Source organism: Thioalkalivibrio sp. ALMg3 (genome assembly GCF_000381225.1).
GTDB lineage: Bacteria > Pseudomonadota > Gammaproteobacteria > Ectothiorhodospirales > Ectothiorhodospiraceae > Thioalkalivibrio > Thioalkalivibrio versutus.
This window is the reverse complement of record NZ_KB906221.1, coordinates 107,585-127,755: the sequence shown is the minus strand read 5'-3', so window position 1 is coordinate 127,755 and position 20,171 is coordinate 107,585. Positions and strand designations below refer to the sequence as shown.

The window sequence follows — 20,171 nt, the reverse complement described above, 5'->3', positions numbered from 1 at the left end:
GCTTTTCGCGGGCGGCGCTGAACTCGCTACGCCTTCGGCTCCGCTCAGACATCCAGCGCCCCGTGTCTATTTAGAATCGTCCCGCGAAAAGCCTCTCCACTCGGCGCGACGACAACGGGGAGGCAGGTCCAAACAAGGACTATCCCAGCGTTCTTGCCAGTGGATGATGGCTAGGTCTTCGAGCATCTTCGGCACGCTCGGCCTTTGGCCGTTGCGTGCCGCGCCCGCGCGGCGGGCGCCGGGGCTTTCGGGCGGCGATGCCTATGGTTAGGCAGAAGCGTGGGATACGGTCGGTTTTGACCTTCCCCTCCCGTATGGAGCCCCTTGCGGAAGGGTTCTCGGGCCGGAAGAAGGCGCTGGATGCCTGAGCGGAGCCGCAGGCGCAGCGAGTTCAGCGCCGCCGGCCCGAGGGCCCTGGAGCAAGGTTCCCGGGCGGAATCCGGGTGCCCTTCTTTAGGTACTTTCTTGGGCAAGCAAGAAAGTACCTCGCGGTGCGCTCGCGAGAGAGCGCGTGGCAGGCGGCCGGACGAAGGCACGTAAACACCGAGCGCCGAACCATGGCCAGCCAGCAACCGGCAGGCGGCGGACCGGAGCCACCGAAAACACCAGCGACGAACCGGGGCCAGCCCGGGCCTGATGGCAGTAAGTAGGGGTCGGGCGGGTGCCGGTGGGTCTAGAAGTTTTCGGTGGAGGTGAACAGGCCGACGCGGAGGTCGTGGGCCTCGTAGATCGGGCGGCCGTCGACCTTGACGATGCCGTCGCCGATGCCGAGGACCAGCTTGCGCGAGATCACCCGTTTCATGTCGATGTGGTAGGTGACCTTCTTCGCGGTGGGCAGGACCTGGCCGGTGAACTTGACCTCGCCCACGCCCAGGGCGCGGCCGCGTCCCGGGTTTCCGAGCCAGGCCAGGTAGAAGCCAACCAGCTGCCACATCGCGTCGAGGCCGAGGCAGCCGGGCATGACCGGGTCACCCGGGAAGTGGCAGGCAAAGAACCAGAGGTCGGGGTTGATATCCAGTTCGGCGATCATCTCGCCCTTGCCGTACTGGCCGCCGTCGCTGTTGATCTCCAGGACGCGGTCCATCATCAGCATGTTGGGGACCGGCAACTGGGCGTTGCCGGGGCCGAACATGTCGCCGTAGCCGCAGGCCAGGAGTTCGTCGCGATCGTACTGATTCTTCTGCATGGGAGCGCCGCTCGGGGAAAAGGCCGGTATTGGACCGAAACCCGCGCGCAAAAGCAATTGCGGCGGGCGTGGTGGCGCTGACGGGCCGGTCGTCAGGCGTCGGATGGATACCGTAGCAGTTCCGCGAGGGTGAAGAAGCGATCGCCGCGCAGGTAGCCGGCCTGGATGTCGGCGGTCAGGGCCGTCGGGCGCCCCTTGCTGTCGCGTTCGGCGACCCAGGGCGCGGGCACGGTATCCAGGATGTGTGTGCAGGCCAGGCGCCCGTCATCCAGATGGCTGGCATGGACCGCGCCGGTGCGGCGGTCGCGGAAGGCCGGGAGCCAGCCGGCGGTGAACCCGGCATCCAGCCATGCGGGGTTCTCGGTGCGGGCCGGTGCGGGTGCCGGCAGGAGGTCGAGGCTGAGCATCGCGAAGTCTCCGGGGATTTAATCCGGATATCGGCGCCGGCGCCGCAAACTTGAGTACGGATCCCTCCGCGCGCCGGCAGGCGTGGAGGCGTTGCGACATAATCGGAGCGCGAAGGCGGAGGTCCGAGTTGCGCTGGAGGGTGCGGGCACCGACCATGCCGTAAAACAATAAGCAAGGGGTCGTCGTGGCGGTCACTGTAATGCTGTGGGTAGTGGGGGTTGTTGTCGCGATTATCGTGCTCGATCTGGCGCGACGGCCGCTGCGGCGATTGCTGGTGGGCCTGACGGGTGGGATTACGCGCCTGGTCTGTGCCCTGCGGCGCCAGGTGCTGCATCTGCGCGATGCGGCTCAGCGCTGGCACCAGGCGCATCTGGCGAGGCTGGAGGCGGAGCGCGTCCATGTCGCGGTGCATGCCCTGGAGCGACGCTACGCTCGGCTGGTGGGCCATGATCTGGCCGAGATCCCCGATCTGCGCCAGCAGGTCCACGAGACGCTGTGCCAGCTGGAGGACGCCTACGCGCGCGACGAGGGGCGCTTGTCCGCCGAGCCGGGCTGGGTCAGCCGGCTGGAGGCGTTGGTGAGCACGCCCGTCGGCGAGAGCCCGCAGGGGCAGCGTCTGGCGCAGGACATGCAGGAAACGGTGCTGCGCATCGCTCGCCTGGGTATGGAGGAGCACCGCCAGATGGCCCGTGGCCTGTTGTCGGCGCGCCGCCGCATGGAGGCCCCGTTGCACGAGCTGACCGGGCGCCTGGAGCAAGTTCACCGGCGACTGGCGGACCTGCAGCGCCAGGGCGAACGTCTCGACAATGGTCTGACTCGTTGCGAGAGCCGCGACCATCCGGCGCACCGGCAGTGGCCGGCGTATGCCCAGGCGGGTAGCCAGTGGCTGCTGGGCGCAGCCGGACTGGCGCTGACGGCTGTGGCAGTGATCGTGTACCAGCGCCTGTTCGACCCGGCCCTGGGCTCGCAATTTCCGGCGTCCATGGAGGCCGGCGGCGTGGCCTTTCCGGATCTGGTGGTCGTGATCCTGTTGGGGGCGGCCGCGGTCTGTGGCTGGCTGCTGGCCGAGGCGCGCGGTGTCTCGCGGCTCTTGCCACAATCCCTGATGGACGGCAGCGAGGGCGTGCGCCGCGCCCTGGTGGTGGTGGCTGCGGTGGCATTGGCCGCACTGGCGCTGGTCTCCGGGTTTGGCGGTTTCCACCTGGAGTGGGTGGCTTATCGCCAGGAAATGGTCGATACCCTGCTGGCAGGGGGCGAGGCACCCCCGGTGACGCTGGATCTGTTCGAACAGTCGGTGGGGGCGATCCTGGGGCTGGTGATCCCGCTGATCGTGGCGCTGGCACCGATCTGGCTGGTGGGCGTCCTGCAGGCGACCCGAGTGATGCTGGGTGGGCTTCTGAGCTTGCTGCTCGCCGTGCTGGCCGGGGTCCTGTACCTGCTGGCGGTGACGGCGGCGCAGATCCGCCGACTGGCGCCGATGGCGTTTGACCTGCTCACGTTTCCGTCGCGGGTAGTGCGCGAGCAGTTCTTGTAAGGCTCGCGGCAATCGTTATGTGAACTCGATCAACCCCTGGCGTGGCCTGGCACGCGCTGCGCGGATACCGCTGTAGAATGCAGCGCCGTTGATCCCTGACGAATCAAGAGATGGCAGAAGACATGACGACGAATGGGTGGCCGATGCGCGTGGTAGTGCTGGTTCTGGGCGGATTGCTGATGGTGGCCTGGGGCGGCGCGGCTGCGCAGCAGACCCGGTACGTCAGCGAGGAACTGGAGGTTGGCGCACGGGGTGGTCCGTCGAACCAGCACCGGATCGTGAGTGCCGTGCGCGCCGGGCAGCCGCTGACGGTGATGGAGCAGTCCGGTGACGGCTGGAGCCGGGTGCGCCTGCCCAGCGGCAACGAGGCCTGGATCCTGACCCGCTACCTGCAGGACGAGCCGCATTCGCGCGAGCGCCTGGCCGAAGTCGAGGCCGAGCTGGCCGAGATCCGCTCCGGGGCGGATGACCAGGAGGGCCGGATCGCGGAACTGCTGGATCGGCGCAATGCGTTGACCGCGGAACGTGACGAACTGCAGGCACAGCTCGCGGAGATGGAAACCGAGCTGGAAGAGCTGCGTGATATCGCCTCGCGGCCGCAGGAAATCCAGCGCGAGAATCGCCGCCTGGAAGAGAACCTGATCGATGCCCGCGACTCCGCCGACGAGTATCGCCGTCAGGTCGAGGTGATGCAGGCGGACAGTCAGCGCAAGTGGTTCATGACCGGAGCGCTGGTCACGGTGGGCTCGGTGATCCTCGGGATTGTCCTTACGCGTATCCCCACCCGACGCCGTCGCAGTGAATGGAGCTGATACCGGGGGTCTTGATCGGCGCTTTCCTGAGACCGGTTCTTCTCGTCTGAAAAGGCCGCTGTCAGCGTGTCTTTCGGGGCTTGCGCGAGGAACGTCACGTTTCTTGCGCGGCCTCGGCCGAGTCGGTAGGCTTCCGCGACCGATTTGACCCTGGTGCGCCTTGATCGGCTCGCCCCGTCAGGATCGGAAGGACCCTCACATGCGCGGTCGCGGCCGCGTGCCTTGGCCCGGAACTGAAAGGACTGAGCTGACCGGATGCTGTACGCAATTCTGTCAACGTTCCTGGTGGCGGCGTTTGCGCCCACGATCCACCGCCTGACCGGCCGCACCAGTGGCTGGGTGCTGGGCCTGTTGCCGGCCGGGCTGTTCGTCTATTTCCTGAGTTTCCTGCCGGCGGTTTCCAGCGGCGAATCCATCGTGCTGGCCTGGCCCTGGCTGCCGGGGCTGGATATCCAGCTCTCGTTCCTGGTGGACGGCCTGTCACTGCTGTTTGCGTTACTGATCTCGGGTATCGGTTTCTTCATCGTCACCTACGCCGGGCGCTACCTCGAGAAGGATCGCGATCTCGGCCGTTTCTACGTGATTCTGCTGGCTTTCATGGGGTCCATGCTGGGGCTGGTGCTGGCGGATAACCTGATCGCGATGTTCGTGTTCTGGGAGCTGACCAGTATCACGTCCTACTTGCTGATCGGCTACAACCACGAGAACGCGGACGCCCGCAAGTACGCGCTCCAGGGTCTGTTCGTAACCGTCGGCGGCGGTCTGGCAATGCTCGCCGGCGTCATCATGCTGGCGATGGCCGGTGGCTCCTACGAGATCTCCGAGATCCTCTCCAACGGCGATGTGGTGCGCGAGCATGCGCTGTATCTGCCGCTGTTGTTCCTGATCCTGCTCGGGGCCTTCACGAAGTCGGCACAGGTCCCGTTCCATTTCTGGCTGCCGCGCGCGATGGCGGCGCCCACGCCGGTCTCCGCCTACCTGCACTCGGCCACCATGGTAAAGGCCGGCATCTACCTGCTGGCGCGCCTGAATCCCTCGCTGGGTGGCACGGATGTCTGGTTCACCACGCTGGTGTTGGTCGGCTCGGTGACCATGTTCACCGGTGTGTTCCTGGCCTACCGCTCCACGGGCGTGAAAAAGGTGCTGGCGTATTCCACGGTGATGGCGCTGGGCACCCTGACCATGTTGATCGGTATTGGCACCGAAACCGCTCTGATGGCGGCGATGGCCTTCCTGCTGGCGCATTCCCTGTACAAGGGCGCGCTTTTCATGGTCGCGGGCATCCTGGATCACGAGGCCGGGGCCAAGGACTTCCTGCAGACCGGCGGACTGCGCAGCACGCTGCCGGTGACTGCGGCATTCACGGTCCTCGCGGCACTGTCGCTGGGGGGCGTGATCCCGCTGTTCGGCTTTGTCGCCAAGGAGCTGATGCTGGAGGCGGTGCTTGGGGCCCCGGGGCTGGTCGGCATCCTGACCCTGCTGGCGGTGCTGACCGCGATCCTCGGGGTGGCGGTCGCCGCGATTGTCGGCATCCGGCCGTGGTTCGGGCCGAAGACGGACACGCCCAAGACCCCGCAGCACGACGCCCCGGTGGCCATGCTGGCGGGCCCCGCGGTGCTCGCGAGCCTGGGCCTGATCTTCGGCCTGGGGCCGGGGCTGGCCGACGAGGGCCTGATCAACGCGGCGGCGGCCAGCGTGCAGGGCGCGCCGGTCGACGGCTATCTGTCGCTGTGGCACGGCCTGAACTGGCCGCTGGCGATCTCCGCCTTCAGCCTGTTGGCCGGTGGGATTCTCTACTGGCGCTGGGAACAGGCGCGCCGCGCGCTGGCCTGGGTCGATCGCGCCGCCGAATACGGCCCGGAGAAGGGCTATTTCAAGATGATGGACGGCCTGGTGTGGCTGTCCGAATGGCAGACCCGAGTGCTGCAGAACGGCTATCTGCGCTATTACGTGATCGTGATCGTCGTGGTGACCGCGGGTCTGGTCGGGGTCACCGCCCAGCTGTTCGAGGTCGGCGTCGGGTCGCTGAATCTCGAGCGCCTGAAGGTCCACGAGATCGCCATCCTGGCGGTCCTGGTGGCCTCCACGCTGTTCGCGGTGCTGACCCGCTCGCGACTGGGCGCAGTGGCGGCCCTGGGCTCGCTGGGCTTCACCGTGGCGCTGGTCTACGTGCTCTACAGCGCGGCGGACGTCGGCATCACCCAGGTGCTGGTCGAGACCCTGACCGTGATCCTGCTGGTGCTGGTGCTGTTCCGGCTGCCGGGCTTCCTGAACCTGTCGTCCACCGCGCTGCGCCTGCGTGACGCCGGGATCGCGCTGGTGATGGGCGGCATGATCACGCTGCTGATCCTGAGCACCGTGGATGCGCGGCTGTTCGACTCCATCTCGCAGTACTTCATCGACGAGTCGGTGCCGTCCGGTTACGGCCGCAACATCGTTAACGTGGTGCTGGTCGACTTCCGTGCACTGGATACCCTGGGCGAAATCTTCGTGCTGGCGCTGGCGGCGATCGGGGTGTACGCGATGCTTCGTTTCCGCGCGGAGGACCGCCGATGAACATGCATTCCCTGATCCTGCGCACCGCGGGACATTTCCTGCTGCCGCTGCTGCTGCTGTTTTCCGTGTTCCTGCTGCTGCGCGGGCACGACGAGCCGGGCGGCGGTTTCATTGGTGGACTGGTCGCGGCGGCGGCGATCCTGCTGTACCTGTTTTCGATGGATACCGAGTCGGCACGCAAGGTGCTGCGGGTGGACCCTCGGGATCTTCTGGGTGCCGGCATGGTGCTGGCGGTGATCAGTGCCATTCCCGGCGTGTTTCGCGGGCAGGCCTTCTTTACTGCCCAGTGGTGGGAGTTCACTGCGCCGATCTTCGGCGAGATGAAGCTCTCGACCGTGCTGATCTTCGATATCGGGGTGTACCTGGTGGTCATCGGCTCGGTGCTGACCATCATGCTCAACCTCGCGGAGGCGGAGGACTAATGGAAGTCGTCATGGCCTTCGTGGTCGGCGGTCTCTATGCCGCGGCCATCTACATGATGCTGCGCCGCTCGATCGTGAAGCTGGTGATCGGCCTGGTGCTGCTGTCGAATGCCGCCAACCTGCTGATCTTTACCGTCGCCGGCATGACATCGGGCGCGCCGCCACTGATCTCCCCCGGGGACACGGTGCCCGAGGGGGTCGCGGCCGATCCCCTGGCGCAGGCCGTGGTGCTGACGGCGATCGTGATCGGTTTCGGGGTGCTGGCGTTCGCCGTGGTACTGATCCACCGCGCCTACGAAGTGGTGCAGGCCGATGACATGGATCAGATGAAGGACACCGATCGATGATGATGTCCGTGGCCCTCCCGATCATCGTGCCGCTGCTGGTCGGTGCGTTGTCGGTGATGTTGTGGCGTTCGCACTTCGCGCAGCGGGCCCTCGGTGTGCTCGGCACCGGGCTGATGCTGGCCGTCAGCGTGTGGCTGCTGGCGGATACCTGGGAGCACGGGCACGTGGTGATGGAGATGGGCTCCTGGCCCGCGCCATTCGGTATCGTGCTGGTGTCCGACATGCTGGCGGCGATCATGGTGGTGCTGACCGGCATCATCGGGTTCGCCACGGCGATCTATTCGCTCTCCGGCATTGGCAAGATGTCGGAGAAGTTCGGATATTACCCGCTGCTGCATCTGCTGCTGGCGGGGGTGAATGGCGCGTTCCTGACCGGCGACATCTTCAACCTTTACGTGTGGTTCGAGGTGATGCTGGTCGCCTCCTTCGCGCTGCTGATCCTAGGTGGGGAGCGCGCGCAGATGGAGGGGGCGATCAAGTACGTCACCCTGAACCTGCTGTCGTCGATGATCTTCCTGACCGCGATCGGCCTGACCTACGGGCTGACCGGCACCCTGAACATGGCGGATATCGCCGACAAGCTGTCCACCGTCGAGGACACCGGTCTGGTGACCGTAATCGCGATGCTGTACCTGGTCGCGTTCGGGGTGAAGGCCGCGGCGTTCCCGTTCTTCTTCTGGCTGCCGGCGTCCTACCACACGCCGAAGGTGGCGGTCTCGGCGCTGTTCGCGGCGTTGCTGACCAAGGTCGGGGTCTACGCGCTGTACCGCGTGTTCACGCTGATCTTCAATCAGGAAGTCGACTACACCCACGAGATCCTGCTGTGGGTCGCAGCGGCGACCATGCTGACCGGCGTGCTCGGGGCGGCCGCGCATTACGAATTCCGGCGCATCCTGTCGTTTCACATCATCAGCCAGATCGGCTACATGATCATGGGTCTGGCGCTGTTCACGCCGCTGGCCCTGGTGGGCGGGGTGTTCTACATCATGCATCACATCATCGTGAAGGCGAATCTGTTCCTGATCAGCGGGATCACGTTCGTGATGAAGGGCACCCACGAGCTGAAGCTGATGGGCGGGATCTACCGTACGCATCCAATGCTGGGGGTGCTGTTTCTGATTCCGGCCTTGTCGCTGGCGGGGCTGCCGCCGCTGTCGGGTTTCTTTGCCAAGTTCATCATCATCCGCGCGGGCATCGAAGCCGAGGCCTACTGGGTGGTGGCGGTCGCGCTGGTGGTGGGTCTGCTGACGCTGTACTCGATGATCAAGATCTGGGCCGAGGTGTTCTGGAAGGCGCAGCCGGAAGGGGTCGAGGGCGAGACGCTTGACGTCACGTCCGGCCCGATGATCTGGATGTGGGTCCCGGTGATCATGCTGGCGCTGATGACCGTGGCCATCGGCCTGTACGGCGAGCCGATCTACCAGATGGCTTTGATGTCGGCCGAGCAGTTGCTGGATCCGTCGCAGTATATCGAGGCGGTACTCGGGGAGGCCCGCCAATGATCGCGCTGACCTGGAACATCGCGCTGGCCCTGATCTGGGTCTTTCTGACCGGGACGTTTACCACCGGCAATCTGCTGGTTGGATTTTTCCTGGGCTACGTGCTGCTGGCCTTTGCCCTGCGTGACAAGCCGGGGTTTGCCAGCTACGCGCGGCGGGTGCCGAAATTCATCGGGTTTATCGGGTTTTTCCTGTGGGAATTGTTCCTGTCGAACCTCAAGGTTGCCTACGACGTGATGACGCCGACTCACCACATGGTGCCGGGCGTGATTGCCTTCCCGCTGGATGCCAAGACCGATGGCGAGATCACCATCGTCGCCAACCTGATCTCGCTGACACCGGGGACGCTGAGCCTGGACGTCTCCACCGACAAGAAGGTGCTGTACATCCACGTGATGTACCTCGAGGACCGGGATGCGGTGATCCGCTCGATCAAGTACCTGGAACACCGCGCGCTGGAGGTCCTGCGCTAGGCGCGGGGAGGTCCGATGTTCGATATCGCTATTATTGCTTCCAATGCGTTGCTGAGCCTGGCCCTGGTGCTGGGGTTCTGGCGGCTGTACCTGGGGCCGACGCTGCCGGATCGCGTGGTGGCACTGGAGTTGATTGCGTCGCTGACCATCGGTTTCATCGCGGTCTACGTGATCTCCAGTGGCCGCACCCCGTTCATCGACGTGGCCATGGTGCTGGCGTTGACCGCGTTCCTGGCCGCAGTGGGCTTTGCCCGTTACCTGGAGAAAGGGGGGCACCGGGACGATGACTGAGTTCTTGACGGGGTTGTTTCTGGTCGTCGGGGCCGCGTTCATGGTGGTCGCGGCGCTGGGTCTGGTGCGCATGCCCGACCTGCCGATGCGCCTGCATGCCACCACCAAGGCCGGTGTGCTGGGGGCGGGTCTGATGATGGTCGGCGTGGCGGTTTACTTTGGCGACGGCGGGGTCACCACCCGCGCGGTGGCGGTGATTGGCTTCCTGCTGCTCACCGCACCGGTGGCCGCGCACGCGATCGGGCGGGCCGGCTACTTTGTCGGGGTGCCGCTGTGGGAGCACAGCAAGACCGACGAGCTGAAGGGCCGCTACGACGAGAAGAATCACACCCTGGCCTCGCCCCCGGAGATGCAGGACGCGAAGCAGGACGACGACGTCCCGCGCGCGTGAGCCCGCCGGCGCTCGTGCGCGGATAGCCGATCATCCGGGTAGGGGACATGACGGCGCGCCAGACACGAAAAAGCCGGGGCGCAAGGCCCCGGCCATGGGTACGGTCGTCGGAGAGACGATCGTGCCTGAATAGCGGCCCTCAGGCCGCGTGGGTTTCCTTCGCCTCGCGGGCGGCCCTCGCCTGTTCCGGATCGTAGGCTGCGCCGGACCAGAGCATCTCGTAGGCGATCTCCTCGTTTCCGTTCTCGCACAGTTCCAGTACCTGCTGGAACAGGGGCTGGAAGGTCTCGCTCTGGTGCGACGCTTCGTGTTCGTCGAAGCTATTCCAGAAGGTGATGATGAGGGCTTCCTTGTCCTTCATGGGGCTCTCGACCGCCTGGCCGATGGTGGAGCCTTCATTGGAGACGGAGCCGGAGTTCAGCGCGACAAAGCCGCCGACGAAGCCGGTATCCGAGTGATAGGTCTTTACGTTCTCGCACAGGACGGCCACACGTTCCTGCAGATCGTCGATGGTGTATTCCGGCTTGAGGATCACGCGGTTGATGGTGACGACACCGTCGGCCGGGAAGTTGTTGATCAGTTGGCTCATGACGTTCTCCTGTTGCAGGGGAAGTGTGCCCGAAGGCACGGGTTGCTCGTTAAGTTAGTAAGCAACTTCTAATTGAAGTTCCCGAGTAAACTACTCAGGAATAGGCGAGACCCCAAAATCACCCAGAAACCGGAGGGCCCGATCCAGCGCGCCCCTGGCGGTGGGAGGATTCCTCCGCGGCCAGATCCGGGTCATCACCGGACTTGCGTGCGATCCCTGGGTCATCTATCGTTCATTCCAATGAATATTGGAATGAACACTGTGTCCGGACGTGAACTCAAGGATCTGCTGTACGAACAGGTGGCCCGCATCGCGCGCGCCGCGGCCAGCCCGAAACGCCTGGAACTGATCGAGGTGCTGGTGCAGGGCGAAAAGAGCGTCGAGCAGCTGGCTGCGGATGCAGAGCTCAGCGTGAAGCTGACCAGTGCCCACCTGAAGGAGCTGCGCCAGGCGCGGCTGGTCGAGGCCCGGCGCGAAGGGCGCCATATGTTCTATCGCCTGGTGGATCAGCATGTCGCGGATTTCTGGGTAATGCTGCGCACCCTGGCGGAGGAGCGCCTGCTCGAATTGCAGGCCGCGACCCGCGAAATGGCCGAGGGCCCTGGCGAGCTGGCCCCGATGGCGGGCCCCGAACTGCTGGAACAGGCGCGTCGGGGCGATCTCATCGTTCTCGATGTGCGTCCCGGCATGGAATACGCGAACGCCCATCTGCCGTATGCCCGATCCATCCCGATCAGCGAGCTGCGCAATCGGCTCGGCGAGCTGCCGACCGACCGACCGGTGGTGGCTTATTGCCGCGGTCCCTACTGCCTGATGGCCAGCGAGGCTGTAGAGATCCTGGCCGCGCACGGGTTCCAGGCGACCCGCTTCGAGGATGGCGTCGCCGAATGGCGCTATCAGGGTCTGCCCATTACCCAGGACTCGGAATCCAACTAACCCAGGGAGAGACCGGAAATCGGTCCAGGAGGCACGTCATGTTTTTCCATCAGCTGCCCACGCGGGAATCGTCGTTGTCCTATCTGTTCGGCTGTGGATCGCTAGGGAAGGCGATTGCCGTGGATGTGGTGGACGGCGATCAGGACTGGTTTCTGGAGCGGGCCCGCGAGGTGGGTGTCGCGATCACCCACGTGATCGATACGCATATCCATGCCGACCACTATTCCGGCGGCCGTGATCTGGCAAGGCGTGCCGGAGCCGAGTACTGCCTGCACGCGTCGGATCGCTCGGTGGTCGAGTTCGACTTCCACGCGCTGGAGGATGGCGAGCGGATCGCGGCCGGGAATGTCGAGGTCAAGGTGATCCATACTCCGGGCCATACCGAGGACAGCGTGTGCCTGCTGGTTACCGACAAGCGTCGCGGCGATCAGCCCTGGTTCGTGTTGACCGGCGATACACTTTTTATCGGAAGCATTGGGCGCCCTGACCTGGCGGGGCGCGAGCGGGAGATGGCCGGGCGCATGTTCGACAGCCTGCAGCAACGCCTGTTGGGTCTGCCGGACGAGCTGGAGATCTACCCGGGCCATTATGCCGGGAGCGTCTGTGGCGCAGGCCTGTCCGGCAAGCCCTCGTCCACCCTGGGCTTCGAAAAGCGCTTCAACCCGGGGCTTGGGATCCGCGACCGCGAGGCGTTCGTCGATTTCCTGACCCAGGACATCCCGCCGCGTCCTTCGGGGATGGATGCCTACGTTGCCGCGAACATCGCGGCCTGATCGGAAACAAGAGGGACTCGCCATGACGGACCATCACAAGGCCGCGGAGGCCTATGCCCACCTGACGCACGGGATCCGGGAGAACCTCGGGCAGTTCGGTCAGCAGCTGATCCAGGTTTTCTTCGTCGGCCTGACGATCGGGATGATGCGCACGGTCGTGCCGGCCCTGGCGGAGAGCGAATTCGGGGTGGCCGAGGGCTCGTTCATGCTGCTGACCGCGTTTGTGGTCGCCTTTGGCGTGGTGAAGGGGGCGCTCAATTTTGTTGCCGGTCGCCTGTCCGAACGGCTGGGCCGCAAGACCGTCCTGATGCTGGGCTGGGTGGCGGCGATCCCGATCCCGTTCATGATTCTCTACGCGCCGTCCTGGAGCTGGATCGTGGCCGCGACCGTGCTGTTGGGCGTGAACCAGGGCCTGGCCTGGTCGATGACCCAGACGGCCAAGATGGACATCACCCGTGCCGATGAACGCGGTTTCACCATGGGGATGAACGAGTTCTCCGGCTATGTCGGGGTCGCAGTGGCGGGGATCGTGACGGGCTACATGGCTGCAGCGTTCGGTCCGCGCATGGGGCTGTTGATTTTTGGCCTGGTAGTGATCGCGCTGGCGATCGTGCTGACGGTGCTGTTTGTGCGCGAGACCTTGGACTGGGCGAAGGCCGAGGGTGCGCGGCATGCCGCGGGGCAGTCCACTGGGCCCATCCCGCGGTATTCGAAGAATATCTCCGATACGCCCAGCACCTGGGAGGTGTTCACGCTGATGTCCTGGCGCGACCGGCGCATGGCCGCGTTCAGTCAGGCGGGGCTGGTCGAGAAGTTCGTGGATGCGCTGGTGTGGGTGTTCTATCCGGTGTTCCTCTACCAGCAGGGACTCAGCCTCGCGGCGATCGGCTGGGTGGTCGGGATCTACGGGTTTGTCTGGGGCGGATCGCAGTTCCTCACCGGCCGCCTGTCGGACCATATTGGCCGCCGGCAGCCGATTATCTGGGGCATGTGGATCTGCGGCGGCGGGGTGGCCCTGACGCTGCTGGGCGAGGGCGTGCTGTGGTGGTCGTTCGCGGCGGCGGTGACCGGTCTCGGCATGGCGCTGCTGTATCCCAACCTGAGCGCGGCAGTGGCGGATATCGCGCACCCGAACTGGCGCGGTTCGGCGATCGGGACCTACCGCTTCTGGCGGGATCTTGGCTACGGAGTGGGGGCCTTCGGGTTGGGCATCGTGGCCCATATTGGCGGGTCGGTGGTCTGGGGCTTCTGGTTCGTGGTGATCGCGATGTTTGCCTCCGGCGCCGTGGTCTGGTGGTGGGGCGAGGAGACGCATCCGCGCCTGAACCCCGACGACGATTAGGCGTATGGCGGCTCGTCCGCCGGGCGCCGCTACCAGCGGCGCTTGTCCCACATCTCCGGGTTGGCCCAGAAACGGGCGTTCAGCCAGTCGGGGGTGAGCTTGTAGTCGTACAGGCTGGTGCGATAGACCGTGTGATCCGGCGCGGCCGCCTCGGCCTCCGGGTCGTGGCGGAAACCGAGGGCGAGGAAATCGTTCAGGCCCCAGCGTTCGTCGTCCCGCCGATGCAGGATCAGCACCTCGTCGGCCCAGCGGTCGCGCAACCCGCCCAGGAGCTGCTGGCCCGTCGTGACGTCCAGTGCGCTCAGCGTATCCGGCAGCAGGACCAGCGGCACGCGCGGCCCGGGCGGGTGCTCGAGAAATGCCGCGACGCTCTCCTGCTCCACGCCCGGAGGGCTTTCCTGGCTATCCGTGTCGGCCACGAGCAGGACGGTCCGGCCGTCGCGCAGGCGCCGCGGCAGGTGGCGGCGCAGGGCATCGATGTCGATCAAGCGGTACCTCCCCGGTGGTCTTGGTCGCCCCGTCCCGGGGTCGCGTTCGTTATACTCTAATGTACTCCCACTTCTACTGCGGACCCGTCAGAAGGAAGCCTCTCCATGTCCAAGGAACTGCTGACCGAATTCCTCTCCAAACACCCGATCTCGGCGTCGCTGACGCCGGCCGAGGTCGAGATCCTTCTCGAATATCTGGAGGTGCTGGAAACCCACCACAAGCAGGTGATCGCCGATATCGGCGAGGTCGGGGAGTCGTTGTTCTTCGTGGTCAGCGGGACCGCCGCGCTCTACCACGACGACGGCAACCAGGAGATCGAGGTCGGGCGCATGCAGACCGGCGAACTGGCCGGGTCCATGTCGTTCTTTGACCGCGTGCCCCGCGGCGTGCGCATGCGCGCCCTGAGCGACAATACCCGCCTGCTGCGCCTGTCGCGCTCCATGTATGACCGCCTGCGCGTCGAGCAGCCGTACATTGCGGTGAACCTGCTGGAGTTCGCCATCATCAGCCTGGATCACCTGATCCGCCGGGTCTCCGAGGACGTGGCGACGTACGCCCACTACCTCTATTCCCCGGGCAAGAAGTAGGGCGGATCGCAGGCGGAGAGCGCCGTGCTCGCGTCCCTGCAGACGGTTGCCGAATACCTGTTGCTGCCCCCGGGGCTTGGGATCGCGCTGACCCTGGTCGGGGTCGCCTTCTGGCGCGCCGACTGGCGCGGGGGGCGGCCGTTATTGGCGATCGGTCTGCTGGCGCTGGTGCTGCCAAGCCTGAATGTTGTTGCCCAGCCACTGGCGCACGCCATCGAGCGCGATCTGCGCGATGCCGTGGTGGCGGTGGGGCGGGCCGATGCCATCGTGGTGCTGGGCGGCGGACGCTGGCCCGGACGCAGCGAGGACGGCGGCCGCGATGCCCTGAATCCCCAGACCCACGAGCGTCTGCGCCATGCCGCCAGGCTGCACCGCGACACCGGGCTGCCGCTGCTGGTCTCGGGCGGGCGTCCGGGCGCGTTGCCCGGGCGGCGCTCCGAGGCCGAGCTGATGGCGGCCACCCTGCAAACCGATCTGGGTGTGCCGGTGCGCTGGCTGGAGAGCACCTCGCGCAACACCTGCGAAAACGCCACGCACACCCGCCAGCGCCTGCAGCAAAGCGACGTGCAACGGGTGCTGGTGGTGACCCAGGCCCTGCACATGCCGCGTGCCCTGGCCTGCTTCGAACGTGCCGGCCTGGCGGCCGACCCGGCACCGACCGGCTTTCGCGGCCCCACGAGCGATCCACGGCGGGTCGAGGACTTCCTGCCGACCCTCGAGGCCTTGGAGACGTCGCGCTTCGCGATGCGTGAATGGCTGGCCCGCCTGGCACGGCCGCTACGCGACCGTCTGCCGGAGCGGGGCGACCCGGCCTGATGCTCGCGCTGCGCCGTGCACCGGGCTTGTATGGCGCGGCGGCCGGGCTGGTGCTCTTTCTGCTGGCGGGTGTGGCCGTGGCCGCGGATGCGGAGTTCGATGGCGGCATCCAGCTGGATCTGCGGATCGAATCCCTGTTGCGCGACGATCTTGACGCGCATGGCCTGCGCACCCGTGTGCAATGGACGCGCGAAGGCCTGTCCCTGGCGATCCGCGCGGATCGCGTCGAACTCCCCGAGCCCATCGGAACCCTGCAAGACCTGCGCGTGGAATGCAGTGGTCTGCAGGTAAGTCGTGCCGAGGTCCGCTGCGATACGGCGCGACTCTGGGGTGATGCCGGGGATCTGCACCTGCGGGGTGCCCCGGTAGGCCTGTATTGGGGGCGCGAGACGGGCGCGCTTGCGCTGGCGGGTGCGTGGCCCGGTTGGTTCGGGGCGCAGGGCGATTTCCACGTGCGGCTGGATCCCGCCCGCGGCTGGGATGTGCGGGCCGATCTCGCGGGGATCAACCTGGCGGCCCTGGCCGGGTCGGCGCGCCTGCCAATGGATTTGCCCGTGCATCTGGGGCAGGGCACGGCGGATCTCGCGCTGCACTGGCGTGAACGCGGGCGTTCCGAGGTCACGCTGACGGTGCATGATCTCGCATTCAGCGACGATCTGGGCCTGCAGGCTGGGGAAGAACTGGACGGCCGGCTGCGCCTCGCGGGCGATGCCGACGGCTGGGATGTTGATCTGGCACTGACAGCGGGTGTGGTGTTCGTCGATCCCTGGTTTGTCGATCTGGATGCCGAGGGTCCGTTGACCCTGGACGCCCGCGGGGTGGTGGTGGGCGGCGAGAGCCGAGCGGTGCGAGCGGAGTCGCTGTCACTGGATTATGGCGAGGCGGCCTCGCTGCAGGGACAGGGTCTCGCCTTCGCGCCCGAACGTGGTCTGGATGGCCAGTTCCGGGGTGAGGTCGGGGCACTTGGCGTGATCTACGAGACCGTGCTGTCGCCGTGGCTGGTGGGCACAGCCCTGGGCGAACTGGATGCCGCAGGGCGTATGACCGGCGAGGTCGAGGTGCAAGCCTCCGAGCCGCACTACGCCCGGCTCGAATGGTCCGGGGTCGAGGCTCAGGACCGGCGTGGGCGTTTTGGTGTGAGCGGTGCGCAGGGCGAGCTGGACTGGTCCGCCACCGTGCCGGGTGGCCCCGGCCGCATCGGCTTTGATGCCGCCCATCTGTACGGCCTGCCGTTCGACGGGTTTTCCGCCCGGGTGCGTGCGCGGCCACAGGGGCTGGAATTGCTGGAGGCGACCGAGATCCCGATCCTCGATGGGGGCCTGCGGGTCGGGGCCTTCAGCGTGCAGCAGACCGAGACCGGGCCGGACGTGCAGTTTCAGGGGGGGATTCGGGCGATCAGTCTGGAGTCGCTGACCGGGGTGTTAGGCTGGCCTCGCTTCTCCGGTCAGGTGGCCGGGATGATCCCGCGGGTGCGCCTGGAGGACGGTGATCTGAACGTGGATGGGCGGCTGCTGGTCCAGGTGTTTGATGGCGAGGTGGTGCTGCGCGATGTCTATATTCACGATCTGTTCGGGTATGCACCGGAGCTCGGGTTGTCGACGCAGATCCAGCGTCTGGACCTGGAACTGGTCACGCGGGCCTTCGATATCGGCCGGATCCAGGGACGGCTGTCGGGGCACGTGAACGACCTGGTGATGGTGGACTGGTCGCCGGTGCACATGGACCTGGAGTTGATGACGCCAATGGACGATCCGGGACGGCGGCGCATCAGCCAGCGGGCGGTGGAGAACATCACTGAGCTGGGTGGCGGCCTGCAGGCGGCGGCTTCGTCGATCTTCCTGCGCGTTTTCGAGAACTTCAGCTATCGCCGCCTGGGCTTTCGCTGCGAACTGCGCGGGGACGTGTGCACGGCCTCCGGGGTGGCAGATCGCCCGGACGGCGGGTTCGTGCTGGTACAGGGCGGTGGCCTGCCGCAGATCGAGGTGATCGGCTACAACCGCAGGGTGGACTGGCCGGAACTGATCGACCGCCTGGCGACGATTCAGGGCGGCGAGGGGCCGGTCGTGCAATGAGTCAGCCGCGGTGTTTGGTTGCGGTTCAGGATGATGGTGTAGATTGGGCACATGCGGGGTTTACCCGCCCGAACAAGGGATGACAGGCATGAAGGCTTTGTGGAGTGTTCCGGGACTGGCTCTGATGTTCGCGCTGCTCGCGGGCTGCGTGACCATCAATATCTACTTCCCCACCGCAGCGGCGGAGGAGGCGGCGCGCGCCATCGTGCGGGATGCGCTGCAGGTGCCCGAGGCCGAGCCGGCACCGGAGTCCGAGTCCGGTGTGCAGCTGCCGCCGTCGGAGCCGCGCCACACGGGCACGACGAGCGCCGCGCCGGTGCTCGTGTGGGTGCTGGAACGCCTGGTGAGCCCGGCCGCCGCGCAGAGCCCGGACCTGCAGATCGAGACCCCGGCCATTAACCGCATCCGGGCCTCGCTGCGCGAGCGGGGGCCGCAGCTGGCACCGCATTTCCGCAGCGGTGCGATCGGTTTCGGTAACAATGCGGATGTGGTGATCCGCGATCTCTCCGAGGTTCCGCTGCGCGATCGCAGCACCGTGCAGCGACTGGTCAGCGAGGAGAACTCGGATCGGGATTCGCTCTACCGCGAGATCGCCCGGGCCAATGACCGTCCGGACTGGGAACGCCAGATCCGCGAGACCTTTGCCCGCGTCTGGGTGGAAGAGGCCCCCTCGGGTTACTGGTACCAGGACGGCAACGGCCAGTGGCAGCAGAAGTAACGGCGCGTGAGGGAACCCCCCATCCACGGGAGTGATGCGTGGCCGGCATAGCCTGGGCCGAGCGCCTGGATGCCCGGCGCCGCCAGTTGACCGAGCTGGTCAATGACACGGATCTTTCGGCGTTGCCGCGCTGGAAGGCCGTTCCGCTCGGGATGGTACGCGGTGTCTTCGCGCTGGTGCGCGAGGTCTCCGAGGGCCAGCTGACGCTGCGCGCGATGAGCCTGGTGTTCACCACCCTGTTGTCGATGGTGCCGCTGCTGGCGCTGTCATTCTCGGTGCTCAAGGCCTTTGGTGCCCATAACGCAGTGGAGCCATTCTTGCTGGGCGTGCTCGAGCCCCTGGGCGAGCAGGGGGTGGAGATTGCCCACAATGTGCTCGAGTTTGTCGACAATATGCGCGTGGGCGTGCTCGGGTTCGTGGGTCTGCTGTTCCTGGTCTACACGGTCATCGCACTGGTGCAGAAGATCGAGCTGGCCTTCAACGCCATCTGGCGGGTGGAGAACAACCGCAGCCTGGCCCAGCGCTTCTCCAACTACCTGTCGGTGATCCTGATCGGTCCGGTCCTGGTGGTCTCCGCCCTGGGGGTGACCGCCACCGTGATGTCGTCGGCGGCGATGCAGACGGTCGCCGGGATCGGGCCCGTCGGCATGCTGATCACCGAGATCTCGCGGCTGGTGCCCTATCTCCTGATCATCGCCGCCTTTGCCTTTATCTATGTGTTTGTGCCGAACACCCGGGTGAAGGTGATCCCGGCGCTGCTCGGGGCCGTGGTGGCCGGGTTGCTGTGGCAGAGCGTTGGCTGGGTGTTCGCCAACATGGTGGCGGGTTCGACCCGCTATGCGGCGATCTACTCCAGCTTCGCGATCATGATCATGCTGCTGATCTGGCTCTATCTCGCCTGGCTGATCCTGCTGATCGGGGCGAACGTCGCCTTCTTCGTGCAGCATCCGGAATACATGAACGTGCGCGGTATCCGCCTGCGCTTGTCCGGCGCGGGGCGCGAGCGCATGGGCCTGCACCTGATGCAGCAGGTCGGACAGCGCTTCCATGACGGGCATCCGGCGCCGACGCTGGACGAGGTCGCCGCGGCGCTGGCCGTCCCGGGCAATGCCCTGGGAGGCTCCGCGCGCCGGCTGGAGGAGGCCGGGCTGTTGCTGAAGGCGGGCGAGGACGGGCTGCAGCTGGTCCCGGCGCGGGATCTCGACGCCATCCGTGTGGACGAGATCCTGGAGGCCCTGCGCGCGGACACCGACGACCGCGCGATCCGCCGCTTGCGTGGCAGTGCGGCGGTGGAGCGGACCCTGAAGGACGTCGATGTGGCGCGGCGGGAGCGTCTGGATGGACGCACCCTGCGCGATCTATTGAACGAGGCTGCCGGCGATTCCGGGGCGGTGGAAACCGCCTGACGGCTGGCCTGCAGGGCCGTCAGGCGCGTGGCGCCTCGGCATCCAGGCGCTGCTGGGCGCGGTCCATCAGCTGCCCCGATACGCGCTCCACCAGCGACTGGGCCACGCGTCGCACGGCGGCATCCAGGATCGGATTCAGCTTGTACTCCAGTTCGAAGTCCACCCGCGTATGGCCCTCGCCATCAGGGGTCAGCCGGTAACTGCCGCGATTGTGAATCCCGCGGATGGAGCGCCAGGCGAAGTGTTCGGGGGCGATGGCGCTGCAGACTTCGACGTCGAAGCCCATGCGCATGCCGGCGGCGCGAATGGTCCAGCGGTAGCAGTCATCGCCCAGCCGCTCGATATGTTCCACGTGGTCGCACAGGTCCACGAAATTGGGGACGTGGCTCAGGAGCTCGAAGACCCGATCCGGCTCGGCGCGCAGGGAGGTGGAGTGGCTGATCGTTCGCATGGCGGATTCGTCTTCGATGGCGGCTCTTTGGACTAAGAGCCTGGCGCGGGTTCGGGGTTCCACGCAAGCGTGG

General features: G+C 66.2%; 22 protein-coding genes and 1 pseudogene. 18 read left to right on the top strand and 5 right to left on the bottom strand.

The features are described from left to right. Positions 1-163 precede the first annotated feature (163 nt). A pseudogene (locus tag F622_RS14275) lies at positions 164-368 on the top strand (hypothetical protein). 305 nt (positions 369-673) lie between these two features. Here F622_RS14275 and fabA read toward each other — a convergent pair. Then, the gene (fabA, locus tag F622_RS0104470) at positions 674-1,186 is read right to left on the bottom strand and encodes a 3-hydroxyacyl-[acyl-carrier-protein] dehydratase FabA (protein ID WP_018146069.1); all 513 of its coding nucleotides are present in this window, start codon (positions 1,184-1,186) and stop codon (positions 674-676) included. Positions 1,187-1,278: 92 nt separating this feature from the next. Then, the gene (locus F622_RS0104465; protein ID WP_019571423.1) at positions 1,279-1,593 is read right to left on the bottom strand and encodes a hypothetical protein; all 315 of its coding nucleotides are present in this window, start codon (positions 1,591-1,593) and stop codon (positions 1,279-1,281) included. Between the two features lie 200 nt (positions 1,594-1,793). Here F622_RS0104465 and F622_RS0104460 point away from each other — a divergent pair, with 200 nt between their 5' ends. The 9 genes from F622_RS0104460 to mnhG all read left to right on the top strand — a co-directional run bounded on the left by F622_RS0104460 (position 1,794) and on the right by mnhG (position 9,919). Next, the gene (locus F622_RS0104460; protein ID WP_019571422.1) at positions 1,794-3,128 is read left to right on the top strand and encodes a hypothetical protein; all 1,335 of its coding nucleotides are present in this window, start codon (positions 1,794-1,796) and stop codon (positions 3,126-3,128) included. A gap of 110 nt (positions 3,129-3,238) precedes the next feature. Beyond that, on the top strand, positions 3,239-3,940 hold the full coding sequence (locus F622_RS0104455) for a TIGR04211 family SH3 domain-containing protein (RefSeq protein ID WP_018650344.1): 702 nt from the start codon (positions 3,239-3,241) through the stop codon (positions 3,938-3,940). A gap of 255 nt (positions 3,941-4,195) precedes the next feature. Then, positions 4,196-6,496 carry a putative monovalent cation/H+ antiporter subunit A gene (locus F622_RS0104450; protein WP_018650343.1) on the top strand — a complete coding sequence of 767 codons (2,301 nt, stop codon included), beginning with the start codon at positions 4,196-4,198 and terminating at the stop codon, positions 6,494-6,496. Beyond that, positions 6,493-6,918, top strand: coding sequence for a Na+/H+ antiporter subunit B (locus F622_RS0104445; RefSeq protein ID WP_018146064.1), 426 nt, complete (start codon positions 6,493-6,495; stop codon positions 6,916-6,918). Before F622_RS0104450 ends, F622_RS0104445 begins: the two co-directional genes overlap by 4 nt. Further along, positions 6,918-7,265, top strand: coding sequence for a Na+/H+ antiporter subunit C (locus F622_RS0104440; protein ID WP_018146063.1), 348 nt, complete (start codon positions 6,918-6,920; stop codon positions 7,263-7,265). The genes F622_RS0104445 and F622_RS0104440 overlap by 1 nt, the downstream gene beginning before the upstream one ends. After that, on the top strand, positions 7,262-8,767 hold the full coding sequence (locus F622_RS0104435) for a Na+/H+ antiporter subunit D (protein ID WP_018146062.1): 1,506 nt from the start codon (positions 7,262-7,264) through the stop codon (positions 8,765-8,767). Before F622_RS0104440 ends, F622_RS0104435 begins: the two co-directional genes overlap by 4 nt. Continuing rightward, positions 8,764-9,237 (top strand): Na+/H+ antiporter subunit E, encoded by a 474-nt coding sequence (locus F622_RS0104430; protein WP_018650342.1) that lies wholly within the window; start codon positions 8,764-8,766, stop codon positions 9,235-9,237. Before F622_RS0104435 ends, F622_RS0104430 begins: the two co-directional genes overlap by 4 nt. A gap of 15 nt (positions 9,238-9,252) precedes the next feature. After that, positions 9,253-9,528 (top strand): cation:proton antiporter, encoded by a 276-nt coding sequence (locus tag F622_RS0104425; RefSeq protein ID WP_018146060.1) that lies wholly within the window; start codon positions 9,253-9,255, stop codon positions 9,526-9,528. Beyond that, entirely contained in the window at positions 9,521-9,919 is a 399-nt protein-coding gene (gene mnhG / locus F622_RS0104420) for a monovalent cation/H(+) antiporter subunit G (RefSeq protein WP_018146059.1), read from the top strand. Before F622_RS0104425 ends, mnhG begins: the two co-directional genes overlap by 8 nt. Before the next feature lie 139 nt (positions 9,920-10,058). Here the strand turns inward: mnhG and F622_RS0104415 are convergent, their stop codons facing one another. Beyond that, complete coding sequence (locus F622_RS0104415) at positions 10,059-10,508, bottom strand: hypothetical protein (protein WP_018146058.1); 450 nt, start codon at positions 10,506-10,508, stop codon at positions 10,059-10,061. 252 nt (positions 10,509-10,760) lie between these two features. On the opposite strand from F622_RS0104415, the gene F622_RS0104410 reads away from it, so the two are divergent. Genes F622_RS0104410 through F622_RS0104400 form a run of 3 tightly spaced genes read left to right on the top strand, consistent with a single transcriptional unit; the run spans position 10,761 to position 13,559 of the window. After that, positions 10,761-11,444, top strand: coding sequence for a metalloregulator ArsR/SmtB family transcription factor (locus F622_RS0104410; RefSeq protein WP_018650341.1), 684 nt, complete (start codon positions 10,761-10,763; stop codon positions 11,442-11,444). 38 nt (positions 11,445-11,482) lie between these two features. Then, positions 11,483-12,217 carry an MBL fold metallo-hydrolase gene (locus F622_RS0104405; RefSeq protein ID WP_018650340.1) on the top strand — a complete coding sequence of 245 codons (735 nt, stop codon included), beginning with the start codon at positions 11,483-11,485 and terminating at the stop codon, positions 12,215-12,217. A gap of 22 nt (positions 12,218-12,239) precedes the next feature. Next, on the top strand, positions 12,240-13,559 hold the full coding sequence (locus tag F622_RS0104400; RefSeq protein ID WP_018169439.1) for an MFS transporter: 1,320 nt from the start codon (positions 12,240-12,242) through the stop codon (positions 13,557-13,559). Positions 13,560-13,588: 29 nt separating this feature from the next. Here F622_RS0104400 and F622_RS0104395 read toward each other — a convergent pair whose 3' ends face one another. Next, complete coding sequence (locus F622_RS0104395; protein ID WP_018169440.1) at positions 13,589-14,047, bottom strand: DUF6231 family protein; 459 nt, start codon at positions 14,045-14,047, stop codon at positions 13,589-13,591. Between the two features lie 105 nt (positions 14,048-14,152). Here F622_RS0104395 and F622_RS0104390 point away from each other — a divergent pair, with 105 nt between their 5' ends. From F622_RS0104390 to F622_RS0104370, 5 genes are all read left to right on the top strand, one after another. Beyond that, positions 14,153-14,635, top strand: a complete 483-nt coding sequence (locus tag F622_RS0104390; protein WP_018146053.1) for a Crp/Fnr family transcriptional regulator — start codon at positions 14,153-14,155, stop codon at positions 14,633-14,635. A 24-nt stretch (positions 14,636-14,659) separates the two neighbouring features. Beyond that, complete coding sequence (locus F622_RS0104385) at positions 14,660-15,451, top strand: YdcF family protein (RefSeq protein ID WP_019571421.1); 792 nt, start codon at positions 14,660-14,662, stop codon at positions 15,449-15,451. Then, entirely contained in the window at positions 15,451-17,523 is a 2,073-nt protein-coding gene (locus tag F622_RS0104380; protein WP_019571420.1) for a hypothetical protein, read from the top strand. Before F622_RS0104385 ends, F622_RS0104380 begins: the two co-directional genes overlap by 1 nt. 88 nt (positions 17,524-17,611) lie before the next feature. After that, positions 17,612-18,241: a YdbL family protein gene (locus F622_RS0104375; protein ID WP_038096101.1), complete on the top strand. Its 630-nt coding sequence runs from the start codon at positions 17,612-17,614 to the stop codon at positions 18,239-18,241. A 38-nt stretch (positions 18,242-18,279) separates the two neighbouring features. Next, positions 18,280-19,647, top strand: a complete 1,368-nt coding sequence (locus F622_RS0104370) for a YihY/virulence factor BrkB family protein (RefSeq protein ID WP_019571419.1) — start codon at positions 18,280-18,282, stop codon at positions 19,645-19,647. Positions 19,648-19,666: 19 nt separating this feature from the next. Here F622_RS0104370 and F622_RS0104365 read toward each other — a convergent pair whose 3' ends face one another. Continuing rightward, the gene (locus tag F622_RS0104365; RefSeq protein ID WP_019571418.1) at positions 19,667-20,098 is read right to left on the bottom strand and encodes an SRPBCC family protein; all 432 of its coding nucleotides are present in this window, start codon (positions 20,096-20,098) and stop codon (positions 19,667-19,669) included. Positions 20,099-20,171: the final 73 nt, after the last annotated feature.